The organism is Pseudanabaenaceae cyanobacterium SKYG29 (genome assembly GCA_025055675.1).
Taxonomy (GTDB): domain Bacteria; phylum Cyanobacteriota; class Cyanobacteriia; order Pseudanabaenales; family Pseudanabaenaceae; genus M5B4.
Genome location: JANWWT010000005.1, coordinates 1 through 23,646, shown reverse-complemented (window position 1 = coordinate 23,646; position 23,646 = coordinate 1). Strand labels below are relative to the sequence as shown.

The window sequence follows — 23,646 nt, the reverse complement described above, 5'->3', positions numbered from 1 at the left end:
CATAATCACCTTTCCCAAGGCAACAAAATACAGCAATATGTCTAATACTGTTGATAGGGTGGGAGAGTTTTCTATTTTTGTTTAGCTTGATAAAGCCCGATCGTCCCATCTCTTCTGTCGTTTGGGCAAAGATTTCACAGTGACCTATCTTCGGCAAAAACTCAAAAAGCAACTGATTAAGGATGCTATCTTAAAGCAAACGATCGTGACTGGGATTAGTATAAGGCTCATCCCTATTCTATCCTACGTGTCAACCCATAGACCAGGGAGAGACCGCTCAGTAACCCCAACCCTGTCAACCATACCTGCCGATCGACAAAGAAGGCTAAGATTGCACAGGCAAGTAGTCCCACCCCTGCCAGCCAACGGGGAAACATACGTTCCCTGGGGTTTAACTGCCAAGCACAGAGATTGGTAATGGCGTAGTAGTTCAACACATGGAAGGCACTAAAAGACCAGGTAGTTTTCACATTGCCAATTAGGGTCAAAAGAGCAATCGCTGTGCCTACAGTTACTACTGCCCAGGGGGGGGTAGTCTGCTCCCTGTTCAATTGCGCCAGAAACCCAGGTAAATCCCCTCGCCGTGCCATTGCCAATACTATCCGCGACAACCCCAAGATTAAGTTCAGCAACACTCCCAATAGCGCTGAAATTGCCCCCATAATGACCAACTTACTGGCTAGACTATAGCCCCATAAATTTAACAAATCTGCCAGGGGGGCATTGCTGGGCAAAACTTGGCTAATTCCTCCCTTTATTCCTACTATTCCCACCCCCAGGTAGAGCAGAGATGTAATAGCAATCGTTAGCCCCACTGCCCAGGGAATAGTCCTACGGGGATTTACCACCTCTTCCCCTAAAGTAGTGATACGGGCATAACCTGCGTAGGCGACAAACATTAGCGCTGTAGCTTCCATAGTTGACATTAATTCCCCATTAAAAATGTTTGACTGGGGGGCAGTAGTCCCAAAACCTAGAGCAATAAAGCACAACAAAGCCAACAATGTCATCGAGACAATTACGGTGTTGATCAAGCCCGATCGTTTCACCCCCAGAAACACAACACCTGTCATCAGCGCTACTGCTATCAACCCCAGCCATCTAGGGTCGACATTAACTCCCAACCTAGCGAGATAAGCTGACACACCTAAAGCCGCCGTTGCTGCCGAAGCTGATTTGGCTAATAAAAACAACCAACCCGCTATGAAACCACACCAGGGGTGTAGATAGCGATAGCCATATTCGTAGGTGCCGCCACTGATAGGATGACTAGCCGCCAACTGCGCAGAATTTAAGCCATTACAAATAGCTATTAAACTTGCCAGCAAAATTCCCACCAATACCCCCTTGCCAGCAACCTGCGTAGCCACTGCAATGCTCACAAACACCCCTGTGCCCAGAATCGACCCCAACCCCAACCACACTGCCCCCCATAGCCCAATCTGCCGCTTTAATAACTCCATCTCCCCCCCTAAACAAAAAACCCCCGATCGGGGGTCATCACAGTTAAATGCAAAATAGATTAGCGGAAAGGTACGTTATTTTTATCAAGAACTCGCTGTACCTCAGGTCCTGGCTGGTAGGTATATCCCCAGGTAGCCCGATCGCTGTCGTCAATAATCTGAGGCGTGACTACAATAATAACCTCACTCCTAGTCTTCTCAGTCCTGGTATTGCGGAAGAGAGCACCAACGATCGGCAAATCTCCCAAGAAGGGAACTTTACTGACAGACTCCCTATCCTGATCTTGAATTACACCCGAGAGAATAAGCGACTGTCCATCTCGCAGACGAATTGGTCCCGAATCCAAAGCCCTCTTGGACAAGAGATCAATCTCACCAACAAAGACATCTTCACCGCCACGGTCTTGTCCTTGTCCTCTTCTCCTAATAGTAACTGGTCTTCTCTGACCCAACACACTGACCTGAGGCAAGACCGCCATGTTTATGAAACCATTTTCATCCACCCGATCAACTCTCACAGAAAGACGCAAACCTGCCGTATCCTTAGTGACTCCACTACCATCAGCATTGAGAGTAATCACCTCATTACCTAAGTCTACTTGCGCCTGTTGACCTTCCTGAACCAATAGAGTCGGGTCACTGAGTAACTTAGCATTACCAGTAGCAATTGTAGCGTTTAGCCTTGCCAAAAACTGCCTTGGGTACTGGAAGATGGAGGGCAAAGTCAAACTACTGGGATCAAACGTTACGGGAGCATTACCACGTGTTGCCAGAACGGGTTCACCCGTAGTGGGATCAAGCAAGAAGGGTGTGTTAGCATAGGGACCAGTTCTGAACTCAGGACGTAGGGTAGGAATGTTGGCATTAATTTGTCCTCCTGGATTCAGAAGATAGGTATTATTGTTGCCAGGTGCACCTGTACCTGCACGTACAGCTGGAGCAAGGGGATTATCTCCAGGGCTGAAGGGAGAAGCATTGTCAGGAATAAAAGCACCTGTTACAGGGTCACGAGAGAAAGACAGATTATTGGGATCAGTAAATAGAGGACTTCCTCCTACAGGATTTCTAACTACAGGGCGGGAGAAATTGCCAGCTGCCGTATTACCACTGTTATTAGCTGGATTGAGCTGCCCAAAGTTCAGTACTGCCACCCCATCGTTGACAGTAAAGAAACTATCGTTTATGCCAAAGGAAAAACTACTGCCACTCTGCTGGTCACCAGACAGAGAAACATCCACAATCTTGACATTCACAGCTACCTGTCGACGACGGGTATCAATCCGAGCCAACTGAGCAGCCGCATATTCCACCAAGCTCGGTGTACCAACCAAGGTAAGAGAGTTTGAGCGTTCATCAGCTACAACCTGTAAACCCTTCAAGGGCAGAATGGAGCTAGGAGTTCCCTGTACACTCTCCAAAACAGGAATCGATTCTGTCGGAATATTAGTAACAGTTTGACCACCCGCGCCAATTTGCGCTGCCTGCGCACCAGGAATAGGACGCTGTCTGTTGACTACCCTTTCCGCTCCCAAGCCTGCTAGGAAAGCAGAAGCTTCACCAACACTAATCTGATTGAGCCGATAGGTACGGTGAACTATGTTCTTCAAATTTACCGGCAGTCGTGCTGCCACAAAAATTGTCCGACCCACCCGATTGGCATCCAAATTAGTCAGTCTTAGAATGTTGTTGAACACATCCTGAGCCGACTCGTTCTCCACGTCCAGGGAAATGCGCGCATTCACTCCTGTCGCTGCTTGCTGACCTGTCGCACCCTGTTGTTGTCCCCCTCCTGTAACATCATCAGCAAATGCCACATTTAACCCTGCTACCCTTGCTACTACTGCTAATACCTCCCGTACAGGTGCTTCCCGTAGAGACAGACGGGGTACTCTCTCTTTTGTCCCCAAATCCACAATGTCAGGCTTAAGAGTAGTGGTGCTCACAGAAATGTCCCCGATCGGGGCTGGCACAGGTCGCCGTTGAAAAGGTGGTATAGTCCCTTGCACTCTTCCTGGTACCTGGGGCTGTACTGGCGTAGTTGGGGGCACTCCTTGAGGACTAGCAGGCGCTGTTGGTTGTGCTCCCCCGCCCTGGGCTATATTCCTCTCTTGAATTGTAACCTTAGGTCGGAACAAAGGCTTAACTGCTGCCTGCCTGCTCTCCTGTTCCGCTCTTGTTATTGGGGCATACAGCAACAATAACATCAACCACCAAATGCATTTTCTGTTCATCACACACTCCTCATCCTGTCTAACCATAAACTACTGACTACTTGGGTGGAGCTGCCCCGCCTTGGGGACTAGCTTGCGCTGTGAGTTGGGCCAACTCTTCGGGAGATAACGGTATATATGCTATCAGATTAAACTCCGTCGTAATTAGGGGTGGTAAGGTAGCAGCAATATAATTTTTTTGCTCGGGAGTTAAATTCTCGGCATCAATCTGTATCTTGGATGGTTTAAGGCGCACATCCTTGACAACAAGCAAGGGGCGGAGTTGTTCTAACTTACGCATGAACTCCAAGGTATCCTGATAGGTAGCAGAAATGGTAATTTTATAATCTCGTGTGCGGAAGGGACGCTCAGCTGTTGCCTCTGCCGCTGCACCAGGGGTAAAGTCATCTAGGCGACCCCTCAGGGCACTACCGGATATATTTGCTACTGGTGACACAATCAAGGGCTCACCCAACTCCGCTAAACGTGCGTTGATGTCTAGGATCAGTGTGTCTAGGGTTTCGGGGGAAGGCAGTAAGGACAACACTGCCTCTTTTCTTTGTTTCGCTTCCTCCACTTTCTGGGGAATATCCCGCTTCTGGGCTATTTCCTGCTCCTTACCGCGGATAGATTCCTCCTTTTGCCTAATTTGCAACCTAGCCGCATCAATCTCAGCCAGGAGTGGGCTAATAAACTGCAGAATAATGAACCCTGCCCCCACTACGCCTATTACTCCCAGCGCAATACCAAGCACACGACCGCCTAGGGTAACACCGAAGAGAGTAACGCCACCCCCTGGCTGTAATTCTTCCTCCATTGTGGCTGTCATTGTTTCGCTTCTCCTTCTTGCTGTGAACTAACACTTATGCCTTTCTGCCGTAGGGTAGCAATGCGTGCCAAGGCACCGTCGGAGCGTACTTTTTGTAATGCCCCTTCTAGCTCTAGCGTAGTCCTAGGAGTGAGGGTCAGTTCTATACGGTACTTGGCTATATCTACCTCCACATCTTTCTTAGGGGGACTGAGTTTCGCAGATTTCAGCTCTACCCCATTGGCTGCTACAAATGGGGATTCCTGCAGCTTGAGCATAAAATCATTGACTTGGTCAAAGGCACTGTCCTTGGGTGAGTTGGCAGCTACTTCCCCCTCTATAGTGATCTTTCTGTCCAGTTGCTGAAAGTTCTCTATTTTAACATTGACGGGTGTCCGCTCCCGAAGGTCCTGCAAAATGGCAGAGGCGGGTATATCTCCAACAAACAAGGCTACCAATTGTTGGGTTTGCTGATCAATAGCGGCTATCTCTGCCTCCTTAGCCTTTAGGTCAGCTATCTGTTTGTCTAATTCTTCTTCTTTCCTAGTCAGGGTGGCTACCTGTTGCTGTAGGTTTTCCCGCTGCCTACTGAGGAAAAAGTAGTAGATACCAGTACTGGCAATTAAAATCACTGCTACTGCTCCACCCCCAATCAACCAGTTGACATCCGCTATGGGAGCGGCTTCCCCCGCTCCTTCTGCCACCTGACGGTCTTTGAGAAAGTTAATATCGATCGTGTACATCTACGCCACCTCCCTCAGTCCTAATCCCAACACAATTGCCATACTCATCCGCACACCCCTAGAGTAGTTCTGGTCAGGAGTAACAGATAGTGCCGTCAGGGGGTCAACCTGACTGGCAGTAATACCTAAACGCTGGCTGAAGAATTCATCTAGCTGCTCGATCGCTGCCCCTGGACCCGACACAAGGAGCTGTACCACGTCTGACCCCACAGTTTGGCTAGTGTAGAAATCAATGGAACGCCGCAATTCGTCTGCTAGGTCACTGAGGACCCGTAATACCGCCGCTTCCCCTGGAGTACCAGTCCCTCCTCCTAGCCCTGCTGTATCCATAGTTTGTAGGGGAACCGTCATCTGTTCAATGCGGTCTAGTTCTGTATTGCGAATGGGGGGCAAATTCATCGATCGCAACTGGGCATTTTGAATTTGTGACGTACCGATGCCTACGGTGCGGGAGAACTGGGGCACACCGTCTACTACAATTGTGATCTCCGTGGACTCGTACTCAATATCGACAACTGCTACTGCCTCAGCAACGGAGGAATATTTTTTGAGTTCTTCTCTGAAGGCACGCAGGAGAGCAAAGCTACTGACTTCTAGGACATCGAGGTTGAGCTGGGCAACTTGAATCGCCTGCATATAGGTATCCGTAACCTCCTTGGGGGTGGCGACCATTAGAATTTCGCGGCGTTCAATGCCATCGTCATCTAGTTGTACCCCCAGTTCAACGTAGTCCACGTCAGCATCCTCCCTGGGAAAGGGAAGATATAAACTAGCTTCTTGGTTGAGGACAACTTCCCTCAACTCGTCCCCCTGCAGCTCGGAGGGAACCTTGATCAAACGGCTCACGGTCTCCCGCCCTGGGATGGATGTGGCTACTTTAGTGGACTTAAACCGGTTTTCCTGATGTAAACGCCTGATAATTTCCCCCAGCTGAATGGGGTCGTTGATCCGCCCTTCTTCTACCACCCCTTCCGGCAGCTGCTCGCTGGCATATCTGGCAATCTTGTAGGCAGATTGTCCCCTTTTCTGCAGTTCCACCAAGCTGACCCGATCGGGATTTATGTCAACCCCAATTCCTTTTGTCCCCCCAGAAAATAGGCTTGTTAGAAAAGTCATACAGCCCCACAACAGTGCGTCTGAGGTGGATTATAGACTGCTAGGGGATATTGTCAATACAAATTCCTTCTCTCTTTATACCCTGGCGCTGGAATATATTTATGACGGAAACTGTCTGTTTTAATCAGTATTTTAGCCAAAGAAGAACCACCGAAGGTATTGTTCCGTCAGATATTGCCCCCAGAAAAGCGCCCCCAAGCCACCAAGGGCTAGACAGGGACCAAAGCGGATACGCTGCACTGATCTACCTAAAAGTTTGCCAATTCCCGCAAGCGTTACCCCCAGTAGGGCAGCTATTAGGGTTGTAACTAACACTGCCTGCCAGCCCAGCCAAGCTCCGATCATCCCCAGGAGTTTGGGGTCACCCCCCCCCATCGCTTCTTTGCCCAGGAAGATGGTGGCAGTTACCCCCAGTAGACTCAAAGACCAAATACCCAGGACAATTCCTATGGTGCTGGCAATTAGATTTTGTGCCAGGGTTTGGGGACTTGTGCTGAGGAGGGCGTGGTAGCAGATACCCAGAATTAGCCCACTTTGGGTGAGGGAATTGGGGAGGGTCTCTGTATCAATGTCAATTAATGCCAGGGTAGTTAACCAGGCAATAAAAGCTCCCAGGAGTAACAAACTGGCTAGACCCAGCTCTGCACCAAAGCGCCACACTAGGGCTAAAAACAGGAGAGCAACCAGAAGTTCCACTGTCGGGTAACGCCAGGAGATAGGAGCACCACAGTAACGGCATTTCCCCCTCAAGATTAGCCAGCCCAAAATGGGAATGTTATCCCTTGGAGTCAGGCGGGTCTGACAGGAGGGACAGCGAGAAGGGGGATAGATAATCGATATACCCAGAGGCAGGCGATAGACAACAACATTGATGAAACTGCCAACACAGGCACCCAGGATAAAACTTGTCGGCAGGAGCACAATCTGTAGGTCAAAAAGCATCTATGTATAGATGAAAGTCAGTGGGCTTGCTCGTACCCGTCACCAGTATTTGATACACACCTTCACTGGCAGTCTGGAAGGATTTGGGGTTACCATCTCGGTCATCTACTAGCAGAACTCCATTGGGGTCAAACACTTCCACACTGATTTCCCCCTCGTGGGCAACGGTAACTTTTTGTTCCGCCCCTAATCGCAGTTGGTATTTGAAGACTTGATTGGGCTGAATAGACTCAGCAACGGATGTGCCATAGGTACCGGCAGGAAATTCTATGGTTTTGGTGACAATTTCTGGCGGAGGAGGAGCAGGTGGGGGTGTTTCTGTTTCTTGGGGGGGAGCAGGGGTGGGTGGGCTGACCCTTTCTGGGGGCGGTGGCTCAGGATTGACCAAGGTCACCTCTAGGCGAAATTCCTGGGGCGAGGAGTTATCCAGGAGAGTGATTTCTACAAAGTAGGCACCACTGGCGGGTAACTTGCCCTGCCAATAGCCCAGAGTTAGATTACTCGATCGCTCATCGATCGGTTTTTGGTCTTCGTAGAGGAGGGTCATCTGCAGATTTGCCCCCGTGAGAGAGGCGGTCATAGTCTGGTCTTTTTTAGCGGTCAAACGGTAGATGATTTTTTCGCCGGGATTGATGCGATCGCTAGCAGTGGCTTTATTAGGGTCAGACCAATTGAGGGGGTCGCCAAACTTGAGGTCTTTCAAAATTGAGGTCGGTTTAGCAGGCACGAGCGGTGGCGGGGGTTCTGCCGTAGGGTTTGGAGGTTTATTGTTACTGTTGAGGAAGGAAAACACTACCCAAGAACCAATCCCTGCCAGGAAAACGGCGAAAATCCCTACCAACCAATTAGTGCCACCTCCCCTTTGGGTCAATTGGGGACGGGTTGGTTTACCCATGGGCGGCGCTGTAATGACCATAGTGCGATCGGGGAGGTCAGTCGTAGCAGGGGCACGCCCCACTGCCATTGTGGGCACCTGTACCTGGGATTGGCGCAGATACAGCAGGGCTTCGCGGGCATCGGCATAACGATCGGCAGGTCTGTGTCTGAGCATCCGCTCCAACACCTGGGCGAAATGGGGGCTGAGACTGACGTAGTCCTGCCACCGCCAGACTAAATTGACCTCATCAAACAATTCCTGGGGATCGCGCCCTGTAAGCAATACCAAAGCTGTTACCGCTAGGGCATAGATGTCACTACTGGGAAATACCTGCCCTGTCCGCAGTTGCTCAGGGGAGGCATAACCTGGCTTACCAGCAATGGTAGCGCCCCAAATGTCATGGATGTGGGTAGCCATCTCCTTGCCCACGCCGAAATCAATTAAAACTGTTTTGTGGTCAGCCGTGCGCAACATCAAATTGTCGGGAGAAATGTCGCGGTGGATGATCTGCCGATCGTGGAGGTAGGCTAAAATTTCCAGTACTTGGCAGACAACATCAATCACTTCCACCTCGTGGAAAGTTTTACCTATTTGCAGCCGTTCCCGCAAAAGCGCACGGTAGGTTTTCCCTTCGACGTAGTCCTGCACCAAAAACAATCTGCCGTCAATTTCAAAGTTGGCACGGAATTGGGGGACTTGGGGATGGTTGATCTGATATAGCAGGCTGGCTTCACGGCGGAATAACTCCCTTGCCTTAGCAGTTGCCTCTTCTGAGGAGGGGTGAGGAATAAATTCCTTGATGACACAGAGTTCGCGGAAGCGCTCTAGGTCTTCAGCTAGATAGGTGCGCCCCATCCCCCCCTGTCCCAGTACTCGCTTGACGAGATACCGATCCTTGAGGGTATGCCCCAACTGTATAGCCGATTGCATAGAAAATGACGGCAATAATTTTTTACATCATAGCTATTATGCCCTAGCGGTTCACTTGGCGCACTGTCAGGATGTATTCTCCCCGTCCCTTGGGGTTATAGGCATTGGCAACGACCCGATACTGTCCCGTTTGGGGGAGGCGAATCACGATCGTGGCGGACTTGCCCCCCGCCAGGCCTTTATTCTGGTCTAGTACCTTTTGGTCGGGGCTAAAGAGGAGGAGATAGGGTTGGAATTCCTCTGTCTGCAGGGATAGCTCGACTAACTGTCCCGCTCGTCCCTCAAAGGTGTAGACATCGAAAAAGCTGCCATCCTTGGCTAAGACCCGACTCCGCTCCCCTAGATTGCCTACGCGATAGAGAATGATACTTTCAGGGTCGAGGACATGGCGGGGAGGACGATCGACTATTTGGGCGCGCACAGTAAACCTACCGACTACCCCCGCTTCATAGGAACTGGCATAGAGAGTGTAGACCCCATCCATTGGTAGAGTGTAGGTTATGCGGGCATCAGCACCTGTACCGCCGTCATCATCCTCTGCTAGTTGTTCTCCCCTAGGGTCAAGGAGGACAAGATAGGCATCCAGGTCACGGCTGGACATTTCTATAACCACTGTTTTCCCCGCCTTGCCCACGAAATCATAGAGTTTGTAGTAGCTCCCATCCGGTAGTTTGGGGTCGGTGGAGGTGAGGGTTTCCACCAACAGCTGTCCATCGAGGGGCAAACGTTTAGGTAATAGGGCTGACCGCCGTTCAGAGCTACCCTCAACACTACGTAAAAATTCCCGTGCCACTTCGGCATTGATGGCAAATCCTATGCCCGTGGGCAGGTTGTTGGGGCTAAAAATCAAGGTGTTAATGCCAATCAGTTCTCCCCTGCTGTTGAGGAGGGGGCCACCAGAATTGCCAGGATTGAGGGCAGCATCGGTTTGGATGAGTTGCCGATCGTTATCTAACCTACTGACAATACCTGTGGTGAGGGTACCAGCAAAGCGCCCGAAGGGGTCACCAATGGCAAAAACCCTTTGTCCCACTTGGATCGGTTCTGTTGTCCCCAGTTTCAAAGCGGGTAAATTTTCCTTGACTCCCACTAGGCGTACTACTGCCAAGTCAGGATTGAGGCTAGCCGCCACCACCTGCCCAAGAAATCGCTGCTTGTTAGCAAGGGTGACAGTGACTTGACTCTGCCCCCGCACTACATGACCGCTGGTGATGACAAGTCCCTTGGGGTCAACGATCGTGCCACTGCCTGTGCGATTGCCACTTCTAATGGAGACTACGGCCGGACTAGCTAAGCGATAGACGCGAATATTAACCTGCTCATTGATGTCTTGGGCAAAGACAGGGGGTGGCAACAGCACCCAGGGCAAAAGGTACATACCAGGAGGACAACCACTCTGCCTTTTCCAGTATAATCCCACCATTCAGCTAAACAGCCACCGCCAGAGGGGATGCTTGTCACCCTTGGACTCAATCCTTTGCAGGTATTTCACCATACGCTGGTATTCTCTGGGAGAGAAACCAAATAAAATATGCTGACTCTGCCAAACCAGGGTGGCGAGGGTGGTACTGACGCAAAACATCACGCCCAAGCTGGGAAGGGGACGGAACTTAATTGTAGCCCGCACAGCTGCCCAGGTGAAAAATTCTGCCATAAGGGCTATCTCCCGCCGTAACTGCCATAGGGAAAACAGACCAATCGTTAACCACATGGTGCCGCTAAACAACCAGCGTCCCCAGGTTTGCAGATCAATCAATCGCTGCAGGGGGAGCTTGTAACGATCGAGTAGTTCCCGCTCTTCCATAAGTTATCTGTCTTCTCCAGTCTAAACTACCCTGGGATGGTTTAATTACCTTGCCCCTTGAGTTCTTGGGCTAACACTGCCACCAATTGTTCGATGTCCTCAGGGGAGGTACTGTAGCTCACGGATGCCCGCAAGGCAGGGGGGTGGGGAATCGACCGTAAACAAATACGGTACTTTTCTTCCAAAAGGCGGGAGAGGGCAAGGGGGGAGAAATTAGCTACCTGGAAAGGAACTAAGCCCGATCGGGGGGGAGATGCGCAAACAGTATTTATGCCAGGCAAAGAGGTCAGCCTTGCCCATAGGTGTTGGGCATTTTGTCCTATCCTCTGATACCGTTCAGTAGTTGTCCCCCCCTGGTTGGCTAATTCTAGTGCCAGTCGCAGTGCCCCCAACAGGGGATAGGCAGAACTAGCCACCTCAAACTTAGCCTGTTTTTGCTTTAAGCCCCGCCACCCCACAAAGGTGACTAAAGCCTCTTCCTGTACTCTGGGTGCCACGTATAAGCCACCCAGACCCAGGGGTCCATTCAACCATTTATGCCCCGTAAAGGCATAGAAGTCTACCCCCAGCTCCTCTAGTTGCAAAGGCAAAACCCCCACACTCTGAGCCGCATCCACTGCTAACCAAATGCCCCGATCGTGACAGAGTTGGGCAATTGACTGCAGAGGCAAAATCTGTCCCGTATTCCAACAGATGTGACTGACCATAACCATTTTGGTCTGGGGTTGCAAATGCTCTGCCAGTAAGGCTAATACCTCTACCTCCCCCCTATCCCGATAGTCAAACAGGGGGAAAAAGCTAAACTTTACGCCCAATCTTTGGGACAAGGCTGCGGCAATCGCCACAACGCCAGGGTGTTCGCAATCTGACAACAGCAGATGGTCGCCCGCCCGCCAGGGATAACTCCACAGGGCAATGTTGCAACCTTCTGTCGTATTCTGCGTCAAGGTTATGGTCTCTGGGGTGGTGCCCAGGAGGTGGGCTAAAACCGATCGGGTTTCCGCCAGTTCTGACGCAATCCAATCATTAGCGCCATGGGAAAATGCTCCCAGAGTTTCGATGTAAGCGTAGTTCTCCCTGATTTTATCTATGACCGCTGGTGCTAGCAGCCCCTGCCCCCCGTAGTTGAAATATATCCACGCCATAGCTGACCACCTGCACAGTTTTTTATCTTAGCCCTAATTGACGGTACCCCCCAAAACAGTTAATCTACTGCCAAACCAGGGAGAGTGTATGCAGCGGTTAGCAGCAGTTCTCGCGTTAGTGACAGTAGGGCTACCCACCTTTGCCCAGCCAGCCACCACCAGGCTAATTATTCGCGCCCAGCGGCAAGAAGTGAACATTCGCACTGGCATTATCACAGTCACTGGCAATGTGCAGTTGGATTACCCCGCCCGCCAGATTCAAGCTACCGCCGCCACCGCCCAATACTTCACGCGGGAACGGAAAATTGTGTTGCGTGGGGATGTGCAGGTAAAGCAGTTGGGTAACACTATCAAGGCGGAAACTATTACCTACCTGATTGAGGAGGGGCAATTCACCGCCACCCCCAAGGAAAACCAACAGGTGGAGTCCGTCTACATCCTCGATGACCCTGATGCCCTCAATAACCCCCTCGCTGCTACTACCCCCGTTGAACAGGTAAAGCCGCGCTTCAAACAACTGGTCAGTCCGCCCGTGGACATCAAAACTGAGTAATTGTGAATAATCTTGAATGGGGCATGAGTCTCTATCAGAGGTAGTGCTACCATAGCTTAACAATCTTAACAATACATTATTGAGTAAGGAGCCTATTGCGTGAGAGTTGCAGTTGTGGGAGGGGGACCTGCTGGTGCTAGTGCCGCTGAAACCCTTGCCAAAGCAGGAATTGAAACCTATCTGTTTGAGCGCAAACTGGACAATGCCAAGCCCTGTGGTGGCGCTATCCCCCTCTGTATGGTGTCGGAGTTTGACCTGCCTGACCACATTATCGACCGGCGGGTGCGCAAGATGAAAATGATCTCCCCCAGCAATAGGGAGGTAGACATTGCCTTGGATAACCAGGATGAGTACATTGGGATGTGTCGGCGGGAGATTTTGGATGGATTTCTGCGCAACCGAGCAGCCCAATTGGGAGCCCATTTAATCAATGGGCGTGTCCTGCACATCGATGTCCCCAAGACTAGCACTGCTCCCTATGTGCTCCACTATGCCGATATGTCCAGCGGTGGACCGGAGGGAGTGCTCAAGGAAATGGCAGTTGACTTGATTGTGGGAGCGGACGGAGCCAATTCCATCGTGGCAAAAGCGATCGAGGCAGGGGACTATAACTATGCCATTGCCTTCCAGGAGCGGATTCGCCTACCCCAGGACAAGATGACCTACTACGAAGAGCTAGCGGAAATGTATGTCGGGGATGATGTGTCCCCTGATTTCTATGCTTGGGTGTTCCCCAAATACGACCATGTGGCGGTCGGTACGGGCACGATGCATGCTAACCAAAAGCAGATCAAGCAACTGCAGCTAGGCATCCGTAAGCGGGCAGAGGAGAGAATTGCCGGGGGAGAGGTGATTAAAATTGAAGCCCACCCCATTCCTGAACATCCCCGTCCCCGGCGCGTAGTGGGGCGTGTAGCCCTGGTGGGGGATGCTGCGGGCTACGTCACTAAGTCTAGTGGGGAAGGTATCTACTTTGCTGCCAAGTCAGGGCGGATGTGCGCCGAAACGATCGTGGAATTCAGCAATAATGGTCGCCGTCTACCCACTGAAGACCAACTCAAGGTCTATCTCCAGCGCTGGGATAAGCAATACGGTCTTACCTACGTCGTCTTGGACTTGCTGCAACGGGTGTTCTACCGCTCTAATGCCACGCGAGAGGCGTTTGTGGAGATGTGCGCCGATCGGGATGTGCAAAAACTCACCTTTGACAGTTACCTCTACAAAACAGTGGTGCCCGCTAGTCCCCTCGTGCAACTGAAAATCACCTTGAAAACGATCGGGAGTTTACTGCGGGGCAACGCCCTAGCGCCCTAGATGCTATTTCCTGCAGCGAAATTCACCACTTTTGGTATTCAAAATAGCCAAATTTGTGTATCCTTGCCGAGTTTTCTATCCTATGATGGAGCCTAGAGAACTCGGATTTTTTGGCGGAGGGATCGTTATGGGCAGACTCACCACGGTGTTAGCTACGATCGCTACCAGTCTCTGGGGCACAGCTGTCATGGCAGCCTATGTTCCCCCTCCTGACCAAGTTCCCCCCCGCACCAGAGGCGGCACTGCCGGCAGAAGAACGACCTGTGAGGTCAATGCTATTACTCCCCTGGCACCGCTGAATTACCTCGGCAAAACTACTCAAAGTCATCCCACCTTTTACTGGAGTAAGACAGGGCAGGGCAATGTCCCCCTAGAGTTCTCCCTGATGGAATATCTCCCCCATACCCAACAACTGGTGGTACTGCATCGTACCCGCCTTAGCAGTCAGGGCAATATCGATCGGTTCCAACTCCCACCGACCTGGCAGGGTTTGGCGGTAGGCAAGATTTATGCTTGGCAGGTAGTTGCTCTCTGTGGCAATCCTTCCGCTAATCCCTATCTCAGAGCCTCTGTGCAGCGGGTAGACATGGTTAGCAAAAATACCACTAACCTGGAGGAGAAGATTAAGCAGCTTGCTCTGCAGGGGATATGGTACGACGCTCTCACTTTAGCCATGACTAGTGGCAACCGCCAACTGGGCTTAACTCTGTTGCAAAATCTCGCCCAAGCGGAAGAAAAACGAGAACCCAGTGATATGGCACAGGAATACCGCCATAGTTTCCTTCTGCAGTCTGTGCATCCCTAGTCCCGCTCCAGTTGCAGGACAACGATCGTCATATCATCCTGGGGTTTGGGGTTGGGGGCCAGGAAATTTTGCACCGCACTGAACACGGAGGAGACAATGGATTGGGCGGTAGCTCCCCCTTGCTGACAGGCTTTTTGCAGGGCAAGACGCAGGTTCTCCTCATCAAAGCGATTGCCGTAGAGGTCGGCGGCATCCGTGATGCCATCGGTGTAAAAACACACTACATCCCCTGGGGCTAGTTGCACTTGGGCTTGTTCGTACTCTGAATTGGGGTCTAAGCCAATGATGGCACCGATCGTGTCTAGGGTTTCAATTGTCCTGGACTGGTATCGCCACCACAGGGCAGGCATATGGGCGGCATTACTATAGGTGAGGGTTTGGGTTGTTGCATCGTATTCCGAATAGAACAGGGTGACAAAGCGGCGAGACCGATCGAGGTCGTCATACATAATTTGGTTGAGGTGTTGCAAAATGCGGGCGGGACTCTGTCCATTCAGAACCTCGGCGCGGAGCATGCCCCTGGTCATAGTCATAATCAAGCCTGCGGGTACCCCCTTCCCCATCACATCCCCAATCACAAACGCCCAACGGTTGCCCCCAGGTACAGCAATAAAGTCGTAGTAATCCCCCCCTACTCGATCGGCGGTATGGCACTGGGCAGCTAGCTGGACACCAGGAATTTGGGGGAAATTATGGGGAAACAGTTGTTGCTGGATTTCTGCCCCGATTTCTAGTTGTTGGTCTTGGCGTTTTTTCTCTTGGATAGCAAGGGCAAGGGCAGTGTTCTCCAGACCGATGGCAGTTTGGTCAGCAATCAACCGCAACAGACGGTAGCGCGTATGGTTCCAGGTGTATTGGGAATTGCGACTATAGACGTACAGACGACCATAGCAGGACTGTCCCAGCAAAATTGGTGTGGCAAATACTTGCGTGTAAAACCCTAGCTCTGTCCCGATCGCTCTGTCCCAATCCATGTCTGTGGTGAGGTAGCCCCCTTGGTAGAGTTGGTGTAAATTCCGCTGTGCCGCTGTGACGGACTTGCCTTGGCGATCGAACCACTGCAGATGATGGTGGGGGTGATAGAGCAGCAGAACACTGCCGTCCGCTTCCGTAACCGTACTGGCAATCAGGGGCACTAATTCTAGTAATTGCTTGAGATTGCCAATACTACGGAGGGCATAGCCCAAAAAGCCCAGGAGTTCTTGAATCTTGTTTTGCTCCCGATCGATGGCGCTTAGCAGTTGGCGCAGTTCCTGGAGAGTGACGGGGCGCAAATTGGCGGTCATGTCTAACTGAGGAGTGCCTCCACAAACTCGTAGCTACAGAAGGGGCGTAAGTCCTCAATCCCCTCTCCTGCACCGATAAAGCGGATGGGTAAGCCCAGGGTATCCACCACCCCCAGAGCAATACCACCCTTAGCCGTACCATCTAGTTTAGTCAAGACTATGCCCGTGATTTTAGCAGACTCTGTAAACACCTCCGCCTGCTTTAAGCCATTCTGTCCCAGAGTAGTATCGAGAACGAGCAGGGATTCCACAATTACCCCATCGGTCTGTTTGTCCACAACGCGGCGAATCTTCTTTAGCTCTTCCATGAGGTTCTTTTTGTTCTGCAACCGACCCGCTGTATCCACTAGTAACAGTTCTGTCTGTCTAGCTCTGGCGGCATTGAGGGCATCAAAGACTACCGCCGCGGGGTCAGTATTTTTAGCAGGATTGGCAATCACTTCTACCTGAGCACGTTCTCCCCAGATTTTTAACTGGTCGACAGCAGCAGCCCTAAAGGTGTCAGCCGCAGCAATGAGAGTGCGATAGCCAGATTTACGGGCAAGATGGGCAAGTTTGCCGATCGTGGTTGTCTTGCCTGCCCCATTCACCCCTGTAACTAACCAAACATTGAGCTGATTAGCCTGGGGGTAGAGGCGGGGGGGATATTTAGTAAAGGGTTGGTCAAGGATGTCCCGCAGAATTTGTTTCAGGTAGGCAATTGCTTGTTCAGGGGGCAAGACTTCCCGCCGCAGTTTGTCCTGGAGAGCAGCGATAATCCGATCGGTAGTCGCCACCCCCACATCCGCCTGCAGCAAAATGTTCTCGATTTCCTCTACACTTTCGGGGCTGAGGGGACCCTGTCCAAATAGAGCTTTGAGTTGATTGACCAGATTCAGGCGTGTCTTAGTTAAGCCTTGGCGTAGGCGTTTGAGCCAAGTAATTTCTTCGAGGGAGACATCATCGGGACGGCGACCCTGGGCAGCTAGGACTTCCGCTGACCACAAAAAACCATCATCAAAGGCAATGACTGGGGGCGGTTCTGCGACCTGGGGGTTATCGACTGGGGGGGGGGGCTCTACAATGGCACTGGCGGCAAGGGCAGCAATTCTAGCTTGGCGTTCTGCCTCCGACTGCAACCAAAAGGGAGTACCCGTTTCAGGGAATTCCTCCCCCTGGGTTGACGTTTCTTCTTGTTCGGCTGTGCTTGTACTCTCTGGTGGGGTTACTGGGGCTGTACTTTGGCTTTGGATATTGGCATAGGCTTGCTTTGCCCACTCTAGTAGGTCTGGGGGGCTAGTGGGAGTTTCTGCTTTCTCGCTGCTGGTATCACTCTGGGGGACTTGCGGGGCGCTGACGGGGCGTTGGAACCAGTTAAACACTTGCCTTGACCACAGAAATTTCGTCTAGTTTAGGGCAAATTCTGGGGGATGATACAAGTATTTATTATTTCTCCAAAGCTGCTGTCAATACTTCTTGCCCTGTGTCGGTCACTAAAACATCATCTTCAATGCGAATGCCAATACCGCGCCAGTGGTCGGGTACGGGTAACTCGATCGTGGGACTGATATAAATGCCAGGCTCAACGGTTATTACCATCCCAGGGGTCAAAGTAGTCCATTCCCCCTCCTGTTTGTAGAAACCGCTGTCGTGGACATCAATGCCCAACCAGTGGCTAGTACGGTGCATAAAAAACGGTTTGTATAGTTCCTGGGCGATAATCTCTTCTTGGCTCCCAGTGAGCAATCCCAAGTCCAGTAATCCCTCCACGATCGTGGTCACCGCCGCCTGATGGACAGCGTTTATAGTATTTCCTGGTTGCACTTGGGCAATAGCTTGCTTCTGGGCAGTTAAAACAATGTCATAGACCGCTTGCTGTTCTGGGGTAAACCTCCCCTCTAGGGGAAATGTGCGCGTGATGTCAGAGTTGTAGTAATTAAAGCAGCAGCCCGCATCAATGAGAACCAAGTCCCCTGCCTGCATTTGGCGGCTGTTGTCAGTGTAGTGGAGGATACAACTGTTAGCACCACTGGCAACGATGGTGGGATAGGCAGAGCCCATTGCCCCCGCTTTGCGGAAATCCGCTTCCAAGAGAGCCTCTAACTCGTACTCGTACATACCAGGTTGGGCAACAGCCCGCCCATGTTGATGTGCCTGCACAGCAATTGCCACTGCTTGACGAATTTGAGCTAGTTCGTAGTCACTTTTACACTGGCGTAGGGGGGTAGTGAGAAATCTACTATCTGCCAGTTGTTTCGGTCCTTTGCCCCGTCTGGAGTAGGTAGACAATAACTGGCGGTAATGGTGCAATACCTTTTGGTTGATATTTTCATTCTGCCCAAAGGTGTAATAAATGGTATCTGCTGTCTCTAAGTATTTGGGTAGGTGGTCATCTAGTTCGCCAATAGGATAAACTGCATCCGCCCCGTACAGGGTTTTGGCATTTTCTACCCCCACCCGATGCCCAGACCAGGTTTCTTTGTCTTTATCCTTGGGACGGACAAACAGCACAAAGCGATGTTCGGGGTGCTGCGGTGCAATCACGGCTACGGTCTCCGGTTCAGGAAAGCCTGTAAAATAGTACAGGTCGCCATCCTGGCGATATTTGTGTTCCACATCCTTGTGGTGGTAGCTGAGGGGAGCGCTTGCCAGAATCATCGCCCCTGACCCCAGTTTTGCCATCAGCTGTGCCCGCCGCTGGGCGCATTCCTGTAACCAGTCCATTTTGCCTAACCAGTCTTTTCCCTCTAGGATAGCCTAGACTATGATGAGAAGGGTCAGAAAACGATCGGGCTATGAGTGGTAAACAAGTAATCACGATCGCCCATAATGTTCTGCGGGAAACAGTTAGGGAACAAGTGCTCTATCTGTTACTGCTCTTTGCTGCTATTGTGGGAGCCGCCTTTGCCCTCTTGCCCCAGTTTACAGGACTGGCGGAACGGGACTTAATCCCCGATGTGGGCATGGCAGCGATCGAGATTGTAGGTTTAGTAGTAGTTGCCTTTGTGGGAGCAAATCTCATTAACCGTGAAATTGACCGGCGTACCATTCTCCCCCTTGTGGCAAAACCGATCGGGCGCTGGGACTTTCTGCTAGGTAAACTCCTGGGGTTGTGGACAGTGCTGGGGGTGTTAATTTTTGCTATGACTACCCTTTTAGTAGTCCTGCTACGGCTAGTGAAGGTTGCCTTGCCCCTGGGGGCGGTATTTACCTCCAGTCTGTTTCTATGGCTGCAGTTTTTCCTGCTGGGGACATTTGCCCTATTCTATGGCAGTTTCACCAGTTCCCTCGTGGCAAGTCTACTGACCTTTGCTACTTACTTGGTGGGACATTTTAGTGCTGACCTGTTGCAACTGGGCAAAATTACCAAAAACCCCGCTACTGTAAAGCTCACGGAAACTCTCTACCTCATCCTACCTGACCTGTCCCGCACCAATCTCAAGAATTTGGCGGTCTATGGTGTCCTACCACCCCCTGGGGAACTCCTTGCCAGTGCTGTCTACACCGTAAGCTACGCCCTAATTGTCCTGGCAATCACGATCGTGATCTTCGGAAAAAAGGAGTTTTAACCCCTATTTTGGCAATTTCCTGATTAGAATAGAAACTGCCCTCCCTTTGTACCTCTAAAGGCTGATCTAGAGCTTTGTGATGAACGAGAACTGCAGAATGAGCAAAACGGTACTAAATGACGAACCAAAACAAATGGAAGATGACTCTTCTGGCACGCGAGAAGCATCCGAAGAAACCCGAAGCGAACTAACTTCTGCTCCCCCCCTATCAAACTCTCTGGATGAGGCAAAATCAGAAAGGAAGAGAGTTGCACAAGACCAAAGAAACTCGGACAGAAGTTCTTCTTCAAATCCCTCAGATCAAGAAACCAAAAACCTAGTTCAAGAGATTCCTTCTTCTACCTCAGCAGACTCTCCGACCAACTTGGGATCACCAAGCGAATCTAAAGTCGGACAAGCTTCCTCTGCGACCGCGGCAGAGTCATTACCAGGGGCAGGTCACCTCCCAGTTGTATCAACCAAAGATCAAAAAGATGCTTCTGCAATCTCCCCCAGTCCTCCGATCGCCCCAGAGTCATCACAAGAGCCAGGGGATGATGCAGTCATAGGAACCGAAGGTGAAACATCCTCTGCAACCTCATCAGAGTCTGAGAGCACCCCAGAGTCATCAGAAGAACCAGGGGAAGATGCAGTCATAGGAACCAAAGGCGAAACATCCTCTGCAACCTTACCAGAGTCTCAGAGCACCCCAGAGTCACCAGAAGAGGCAGGGGATGACCCAGTTCTAGCATCAGAAAGACCAGCAAGGGGTACGAAAGCCTCAATAACTCTAATCCATGACACAGACATAGAAGAGGAGGCTGGAGTCATTTCCTTGGCAGAGGACCCATTAGAGGTAGAGGAGCTGGAAGACGAAGAAGAGGAGGAAGATAAGGAAGGAAAAGGCAAAACACTTCGTAAGCGTCAGAGTCAAAGTCGCAAGAAGCAATATACGGAGGACTCGATTCGCTTGTATTTGCAGGAGATTGGTCGTATTCGCCTACTCCGAGCAGATGAGGAAATTGAATTAGCTCGTAAAATCGCTGATCTGCTAGAACTAGAGCGCATTCGTGACCAGATTGCCGACCAGCAGAACTTATCTAGCCCTGAAGAGGTGTCAGAGGCAGACTGGGCAGCAAAAGTAGGTATGAGTTTGGCGGACTTTCGGCGGCGGTTGTTGCAGGGACGGCGGGCTAAGGACAAGATGGTGCAATCAAACCTGCGCCTAGTGGTTTCTATTGCCAAGAAATACATGAACCGTGGTCTCTCTTTCCAGGATTTGATCCAGGAGGGTTCCCTCGGTCTGATTCGGGCGGCGGAAAAGTTTGACCACGAAAAGGGCTACAAATTCTCTACCTATGCCACCTGGTGGATTCGCCAAGCTATTACCAGAGCGATCGCTGATCAATCCCGTACCATCCGTCTGCCTGTTCACCTCTACGAAACTATCTCCCGCATCAAAAAGACGACCAAACTCCTCTCCCAGGAAATGGGGCGCAAACCCACGGAGGAAGAAATTGCCGATCGGATGGAAATGACTATTGAGAAACTGCGGTTTATTGCCAAGTCTGCTCAGCTGCCCATCTCTCTGGAAACCCCGATCGGTAAAGAAGAGGACTCCCGCCTAGGCGACTTCATCGAGTCAGAGGGGGAAACTCCCGATGAGCAAGTGGCTAAGGCGCTGTTAAAGGAGCAGTTGGAAGAGGTGCTCAGTACATTGAGTCCCCGAGAACGGGATGTGCTCAGGCTGCGTTATGGTTTAGATGACGGACGGATGAAGACTTTGGAAGAAATTGGGCAAATATTCAATGTCACGCGAGAACGCATCCGCCAAATTGAGGCTAAAGCCCTGCGCAAACTCCGTCACCCCAACCGCAACAGTATTCTCAAGGAGTACATTCGCTAACTATGCCAGAACCAGAGCCGATCGGAGAAGTTGAACAGTCCCTGGTTAATCTCCATCGGTTTCTCTTACTAAGCCAGCAACATCCTGCGCCGCCCCCTTCCCAACCCCTGGATGAACAGGAAGGGATCAGGCTATTGCAGAAGATTTTACTAGGTGAGTTCATTGATGATTTGGAGCGTTTGCAGTCCAAAGTAGCAGTCCTGGAAGAGCATGTCCTTGACCCCTCTGTTAATAACGCCATTGCCGAACTGCAAGCTAAAGTTACAGACCAATCCGCCCTAGAGGAGTTGCGCTATCAATTAGCAGGACTAGAGCAGAATCAAAAAAATTTACCCTCAGAAATTCAGGCACTAAAAGAAAGGGTAAGCAGGCTAGAGGAAGAATTACACGAACCAGAGGAACTAATTGAACTACTGTTACCTCTCCTCAATGACTTGATTGAACGGAAAGTTGCCCAAGCAGGGGAAGAGTTTGCCCGTGCTACTGCCCCCGTCCTCGATGAGATGATCCGTTGCAAAATTGCGCAGGATAAACCAAGTGTGGGGAAGGCGATCGCCCCTGTCCTGCCCGAAGCGATTAGTTACCACGTAGAAGAAGCACCAGGGGAGTTTGCCGCCGCTATTGCCCCGGAAATGAACCTTGCTATTAGGGAACAAGTGCGGGCTAATGCCCCTGCCATGATCGATGCTCTCTATCCCATCATGGGCAATACGATCGCTAAATACATAGCGGAAGTGTTGCGCAACATCAACGCCAAGTTAGAGAGGGCAATGTCACCAGAGGGTATCTGGCGCAAAATCAGAGCGAAGTGGCAGGGTATCTCAGAAGCGGAGTTAATTCTGCGAGAATCCTTTGGCTTTCAGGTGCAAGCAGTCTTTCTGATTCAGAAGGCATCGGGGTTAGTGATTGCCGAAGCCAAACCCAAGGATATTCCTCCTCTCGATGCAGAGATGGTAGCAGGGATGCTCACTGCTATTCAGGGTTTTGTACAGGAATGTATTGCGCAGGGGGCAGAACTCGATCGCATTACCTACGGCAACTCTGTAATCTGGCTAGAGGGAGCGGGGTCAGCTTATCTGGCCGCAGTTATTCAGGGACAACCCACACCAGACTACCTTGAGCGGGTCAAGCGCGTGATGCGGGTTTTGATTTTAGACTACGGACAGACACTGACGAAATTTGCTGGCAATCCCATGACGGTACCTGGGGCAGTACGGGATTTGCTGGAGTCCTTGATTCCCACCGTAGAAACTCCCCCCCGATCGTTACGCAGTTTAGGCATTTTGACTGGTCTAATCTTACTGGGGACAGTGTCAGTATGGGGTTATTGGCAATGGCAGTCCCACCAGCGTGCCCAAGAGGTAAGTAAGGTACAAACTGCCCTGAGCACGGAGCCGCGGCTAACCATTTACAACCTCAAAGTCGTCCTGCAACGCGATCGTCTGCATTTGACGGGGAGAGTGCCTAACACCTACCTTAAAGACCTAGCCCAGGAGCTAGCCCAAGCCACCCAGCCCCGCTACAGTGTAGTTAACGAAATCATAGCTGTCGAACTCCCCCCTGACCCCCGCCAAACCCAAGCAGAAATCGATCGGCTAACCAAACTATGGCAAAGTCGTCCTGGGATTCAACTGACAGTTACTGGTAATCCCGACCTACTCCTACTGGCGGGTACTGCCCCCGATCGGGACACCATTACTACAATTGGCAGGGCTTTTGCCCAAGTTCCAGGGGTAACCAAAGTGGTGAATAATTTGCAAGAACCACCACCCAAAATTCCTGTCCAAATTTTCTTTGCCCCCAACGTCAGCACTCTTGAACCAGAAGACAGCCTTAAAATCGAACAAGTGAAAGCAATCCTCGACCGCTATCCCCACTATCGACTCACCATCATTGGACAAACAGATGGGTCAGGTCCCCCTGAGTTTAACCAGAAATTGGCACTAGAACGGGCACGATCGGTAGAGAAAGCACTAATTCAGCAGGGAGTAAGTCCCGATCGGTTACAGGTAGTCAGTGCCCCACCCCCCAACACCGTCAGATGGCACGATCGGAGCGTTGTATTTGAGTTAGTCAACCAATAAAAAAAGCCCCCTAGGGGGCACCGACATCTGTTAATCTCAGATATTAGCCTTCAATGGCAGGGGCAACGAGAGCTACAGGAGATACACCAGTCGCTGCCAAATCCAGCGGGAAGTTGTGCGCATTCCGCTCATG

20 protein-coding genes are annotated in these 23,646 nt (G+C 51.2%); 6 read left to right on the top strand and 14 right to left on the bottom strand.

Features of this window, described 5'->3' with window-relative positions:
- Positions 1-233: 233 nt before the first annotated feature.
- The 10 genes from NZM01_08855 to NZM01_08810 form a co-directional block, all read right to left on the bottom strand.
- Positions 234-1,463 (bottom strand): amino acid permease, encoded by a 1,230-nt coding sequence (locus NZM01_08855; protein MCS6960146.1) that lies wholly within the window; start codon positions 1,461-1,463, stop codon positions 234-236.
- A 59-nt stretch (positions 1,464-1,522) separates the two neighbouring features.
- Positions 1,523-3,694 carry a type II and III secretion system protein gene (locus NZM01_08850; protein ID MCS6960145.1) on the bottom strand — a complete coding sequence of 724 codons (2,172 nt, stop codon included), beginning with the start codon at positions 3,692-3,694 and terminating at the stop codon, positions 1,523-1,525.
- Between the two features lie 37 nt (positions 3,695-3,731).
- Positions 3,732-4,502, bottom strand: a complete 771-nt coding sequence (locus tag NZM01_08845) for a hypothetical protein (protein MCS6960144.1) — start codon at positions 4,500-4,502, stop codon at positions 3,732-3,734.
- On the bottom strand, positions 4,499-5,224 hold the full coding sequence (locus tag NZM01_08840) for a PilN domain-containing protein (GenBank protein MCS6960143.1): 726 nt from the start codon (positions 5,222-5,224) through the stop codon (positions 4,499-4,501). Before NZM01_08840 ends, NZM01_08845 begins: the two co-directional genes overlap by 4 nt.
- A complete protein-coding gene (gene pilM, locus NZM01_08835; GenBank protein ID MCS6960142.1) occupies positions 5,225-6,340 on the bottom strand; it encodes a type IV pilus assembly protein PilM in 1,116 nt (371 codons plus the stop codon).
- Positions 6,341-6,472: 132 nt separating this feature from the next.
- Positions 6,473-7,282 carry a prepilin peptidase gene (locus tag NZM01_08830; protein MCS6960141.1) on the bottom strand — a complete coding sequence of 270 codons (810 nt, stop codon included), beginning with the start codon at positions 7,280-7,282 and terminating at the stop codon, positions 6,473-6,475.
- Complete coding sequence (locus NZM01_08825) at positions 7,272-9,089, bottom strand: serine/threonine protein kinase (GenBank protein ID MCS6960140.1); 1,818 nt, start codon at positions 9,087-9,089, stop codon at positions 7,272-7,274. Before NZM01_08825 ends, NZM01_08830 begins: the two co-directional genes overlap by 11 nt.
- 43 nt (positions 9,090-9,132) lie before the next feature.
- Positions 9,133-10,512, bottom strand: coding sequence for a trypsin-like peptidase domain-containing protein (locus tag NZM01_08820; GenBank protein ID MCS6960139.1), 1,380 nt, complete (start codon positions 10,510-10,512; stop codon positions 9,133-9,135).
- On the bottom strand, positions 10,513-10,893 hold the full coding sequence (locus NZM01_08815; protein MCS6960138.1) for a hypothetical protein: 381 nt from the start codon (positions 10,891-10,893) through the stop codon (positions 10,513-10,515).
- Positions 10,894-10,934: 41 nt separating this feature from the next.
- Positions 10,935-12,038: an aminotransferase class V-fold PLP-dependent enzyme gene (locus NZM01_08810; GenBank protein MCS6960137.1), complete on the bottom strand. Its 1,104-nt coding sequence runs from the start codon at positions 12,036-12,038 to the stop codon at positions 10,935-10,937.
- 88 nt (positions 12,039-12,126) lie between these two features.
- Here NZM01_08810 and NZM01_08805 point away from each other — a divergent pair, with 88 nt between their 5' ends.
- From NZM01_08805 to NZM01_08795, 3 genes are all read left to right on the top strand, one after another.
- A complete protein-coding gene (locus NZM01_08805) occupies positions 12,127-12,591 on the top strand; it encodes an ostA-like family protein (protein ID MCS6960136.1) in 465 nt (154 codons plus the stop codon).
- A gap of 99 nt (positions 12,592-12,690) precedes the next feature.
- A complete protein-coding gene (chlP, locus tag NZM01_08800) occupies positions 12,691-13,905 on the top strand; it encodes a geranylgeranyl reductase (protein MCS6960135.1) in 1,215 nt (404 codons plus the stop codon).
- Positions 13,906-14,032: 127 nt separating this feature from the next.
- A complete protein-coding gene (locus NZM01_08795; GenBank protein MCS6960134.1) occupies positions 14,033-14,710 on the top strand; it encodes a DUF928 domain-containing protein in 678 nt (225 codons plus the stop codon).
- Here NZM01_08795 and NZM01_08790 read toward each other — a convergent pair.
- The 3 genes from NZM01_08790 to NZM01_08780 form a co-directional block, all read right to left on the bottom strand.
- Positions 14,707-15,996: a PP2C family protein-serine/threonine phosphatase gene (locus NZM01_08790; protein MCS6960133.1), complete on the bottom strand. Its 1,290-nt coding sequence runs from the start codon at positions 15,994-15,996 to the stop codon at positions 14,707-14,709. The two genes, NZM01_08795 and NZM01_08790, sit on opposite strands and share 4 nt — an antisense overlap.
- A 2-nt stretch (positions 15,997-15,998) precedes the next feature.
- A complete protein-coding gene (gene ftsY, locus NZM01_08785) occupies positions 15,999-17,357 on the bottom strand; it encodes a signal recognition particle-docking protein FtsY (protein MCS6960132.1) in 1,359 nt (452 codons plus the stop codon).
- Positions 17,358-17,421: 64 nt separating this feature from the next.
- A complete protein-coding gene (locus NZM01_08780; protein MCS6960131.1) occupies positions 17,422-18,699 on the bottom strand; it encodes an aminopeptidase P N-terminal domain-containing protein in 1,278 nt (425 codons plus the stop codon).
- A 71-nt stretch (positions 18,700-18,770) separates the two neighbouring features.
- Here NZM01_08780 and NZM01_08775 point away from each other — a divergent pair, with 71 nt between their 5' ends.
- On the top strand, positions 18,771-19,544 hold the full coding sequence (locus NZM01_08775; GenBank protein MCS6960130.1) for an ABC transporter permease: 774 nt from the start codon (positions 18,771-18,773) through the stop codon (positions 19,542-19,544).
- A 465-nt stretch (positions 19,545-20,009) separates the two neighbouring features.
- Here NZM01_08775 and NZM01_08770 read toward each other — a convergent pair whose 3' ends face one another.
- Positions 20,010-20,180 (bottom strand): hypothetical protein, encoded by a 171-nt coding sequence (locus NZM01_08770; protein ID MCS6960129.1) that lies wholly within the window; start codon positions 20,178-20,180, stop codon positions 20,010-20,012.
- Positions 20,181-20,352: 172 nt separating this feature from the next.
- Between NZM01_08770 and rpoD the strand changes: the two genes are divergently transcribed.
- Entirely contained in the window at positions 20,353-21,429 is a 1,077-nt protein-coding gene (rpoD, locus tag NZM01_08765) for an RNA polymerase sigma factor RpoD (protein ID MCS6960128.1), read from the top strand.
- A 2-nt stretch (positions 21,430-21,431) separates the two neighbouring features.
- Complete coding sequence (locus NZM01_08760; GenBank protein MCS6960127.1) at positions 21,432-23,513, top strand: OmpA family protein; 2,082 nt, start codon at positions 21,432-21,434, stop codon at positions 23,511-23,513.
- The last annotated feature ends 133 nt before the right edge of the window (positions 23,514-23,646 follow it).

Excerpts from the sequence above, each read along its gene's own strand:
- NZM01_08855 (MCS6960146.1), bottom strand. The coding sequence starts at position 1,463 with ATGGAGTTATTAAAGCGGCAGATTGGGCTATGGGGGGCAGTGTGGTTG.
- NZM01_08850 (MCS6960145.1), bottom strand. The coding sequence starts at position 3,694 with ATGAACAGAAAATGCATTTGGTGGTTGATGTTATTGTTGCTGTATGCC.
- NZM01_08845 (MCS6960144.1), bottom strand. The coding sequence starts at position 4,502 with ATGACAGCCACAATGGAGGAAGAATTACAGCCAGGGGGTGGCGTTACT.
- NZM01_08840 (MCS6960143.1), bottom strand. The coding sequence starts at position 5,224 with ATGTACACGATCGATATTAACTTTCTCAAAGACCGTCAGGTGGCAGAA.
- pilM (MCS6960142.1), bottom strand. The coding sequence starts at position 6,340 with ATGACTTTTCTAACAAGCCTATTTTCTGGGGGGACAAAAGGAATTGGG.
- NZM01_08830 (MCS6960141.1), bottom strand. The coding sequence starts at position 7,282 with ATGCTTTTTGACCTACAGATTGTGCTCCTGCCGACAAGTTTTATCCTG.
- NZM01_08825 (MCS6960140.1), bottom strand. The coding sequence starts at position 9,089 with ATGCAATCGGCTATACAGTTGGGGCATACCCTCAAGGATCGGTATCTC.
- NZM01_08820 (MCS6960139.1), bottom strand. The coding sequence starts at position 10,512 with ATGGTGGGATTATACTGGAAAAGGCAGAGTGGTTGTCCTCCTGGTATG.
- NZM01_08815 (MCS6960138.1), bottom strand. The coding sequence starts at position 10,893 with ATGGAAGAGCGGGAACTACTCGATCGTTACAAGCTCCCCCTGCAGCGA.
- NZM01_08810 (MCS6960137.1), bottom strand. The coding sequence starts at position 12,038 with ATGGCGTGGATATATTTCAACTACGGGGGGCAGGGGCTGCTAGCACCA.
- NZM01_08805 (MCS6960136.1), top strand. The coding sequence starts at position 12,127 with ATGCAGCGGTTAGCAGCAGTTCTCGCGTTAGTGACAGTAGGGCTACCC.
- NZM01_08795 (MCS6960134.1), top strand. The coding sequence starts at position 14,033 with ATGGGCAGACTCACCACGGTGTTAGCTACGATCGCTACCAGTCTCTGG.
- NZM01_08790 (MCS6960133.1), bottom strand. The coding sequence starts at position 15,996 with ATGACCGCCAATTTGCGCCCCGTCACTCTCCAGGAACTGCGCCAACTG.
- NZM01_08780 (MCS6960131.1), bottom strand. The coding sequence starts at position 18,699 with ATGGACTGGTTACAGGAATGCGCCCAGCGGCGGGCACAGCTGATGGCA.
- NZM01_08775 (MCS6960130.1), top strand. The coding sequence starts at position 18,771 with ATGAGTGGTAAACAAGTAATCACGATCGCCCATAATGTTCTGCGGGAA.
- NZM01_08770 (MCS6960129.1), bottom strand. The coding sequence starts at position 20,180 with ATGACTGCATCTTCCCCTGGTTCTTCTGATGACTCTGGGGTGCTCTCA.
- NZM01_08760 (MCS6960127.1), top strand. The coding sequence starts at position 21,432 with ATGCCAGAACCAGAGCCGATCGGAGAAGTTGAACAGTCCCTGGTTAAT.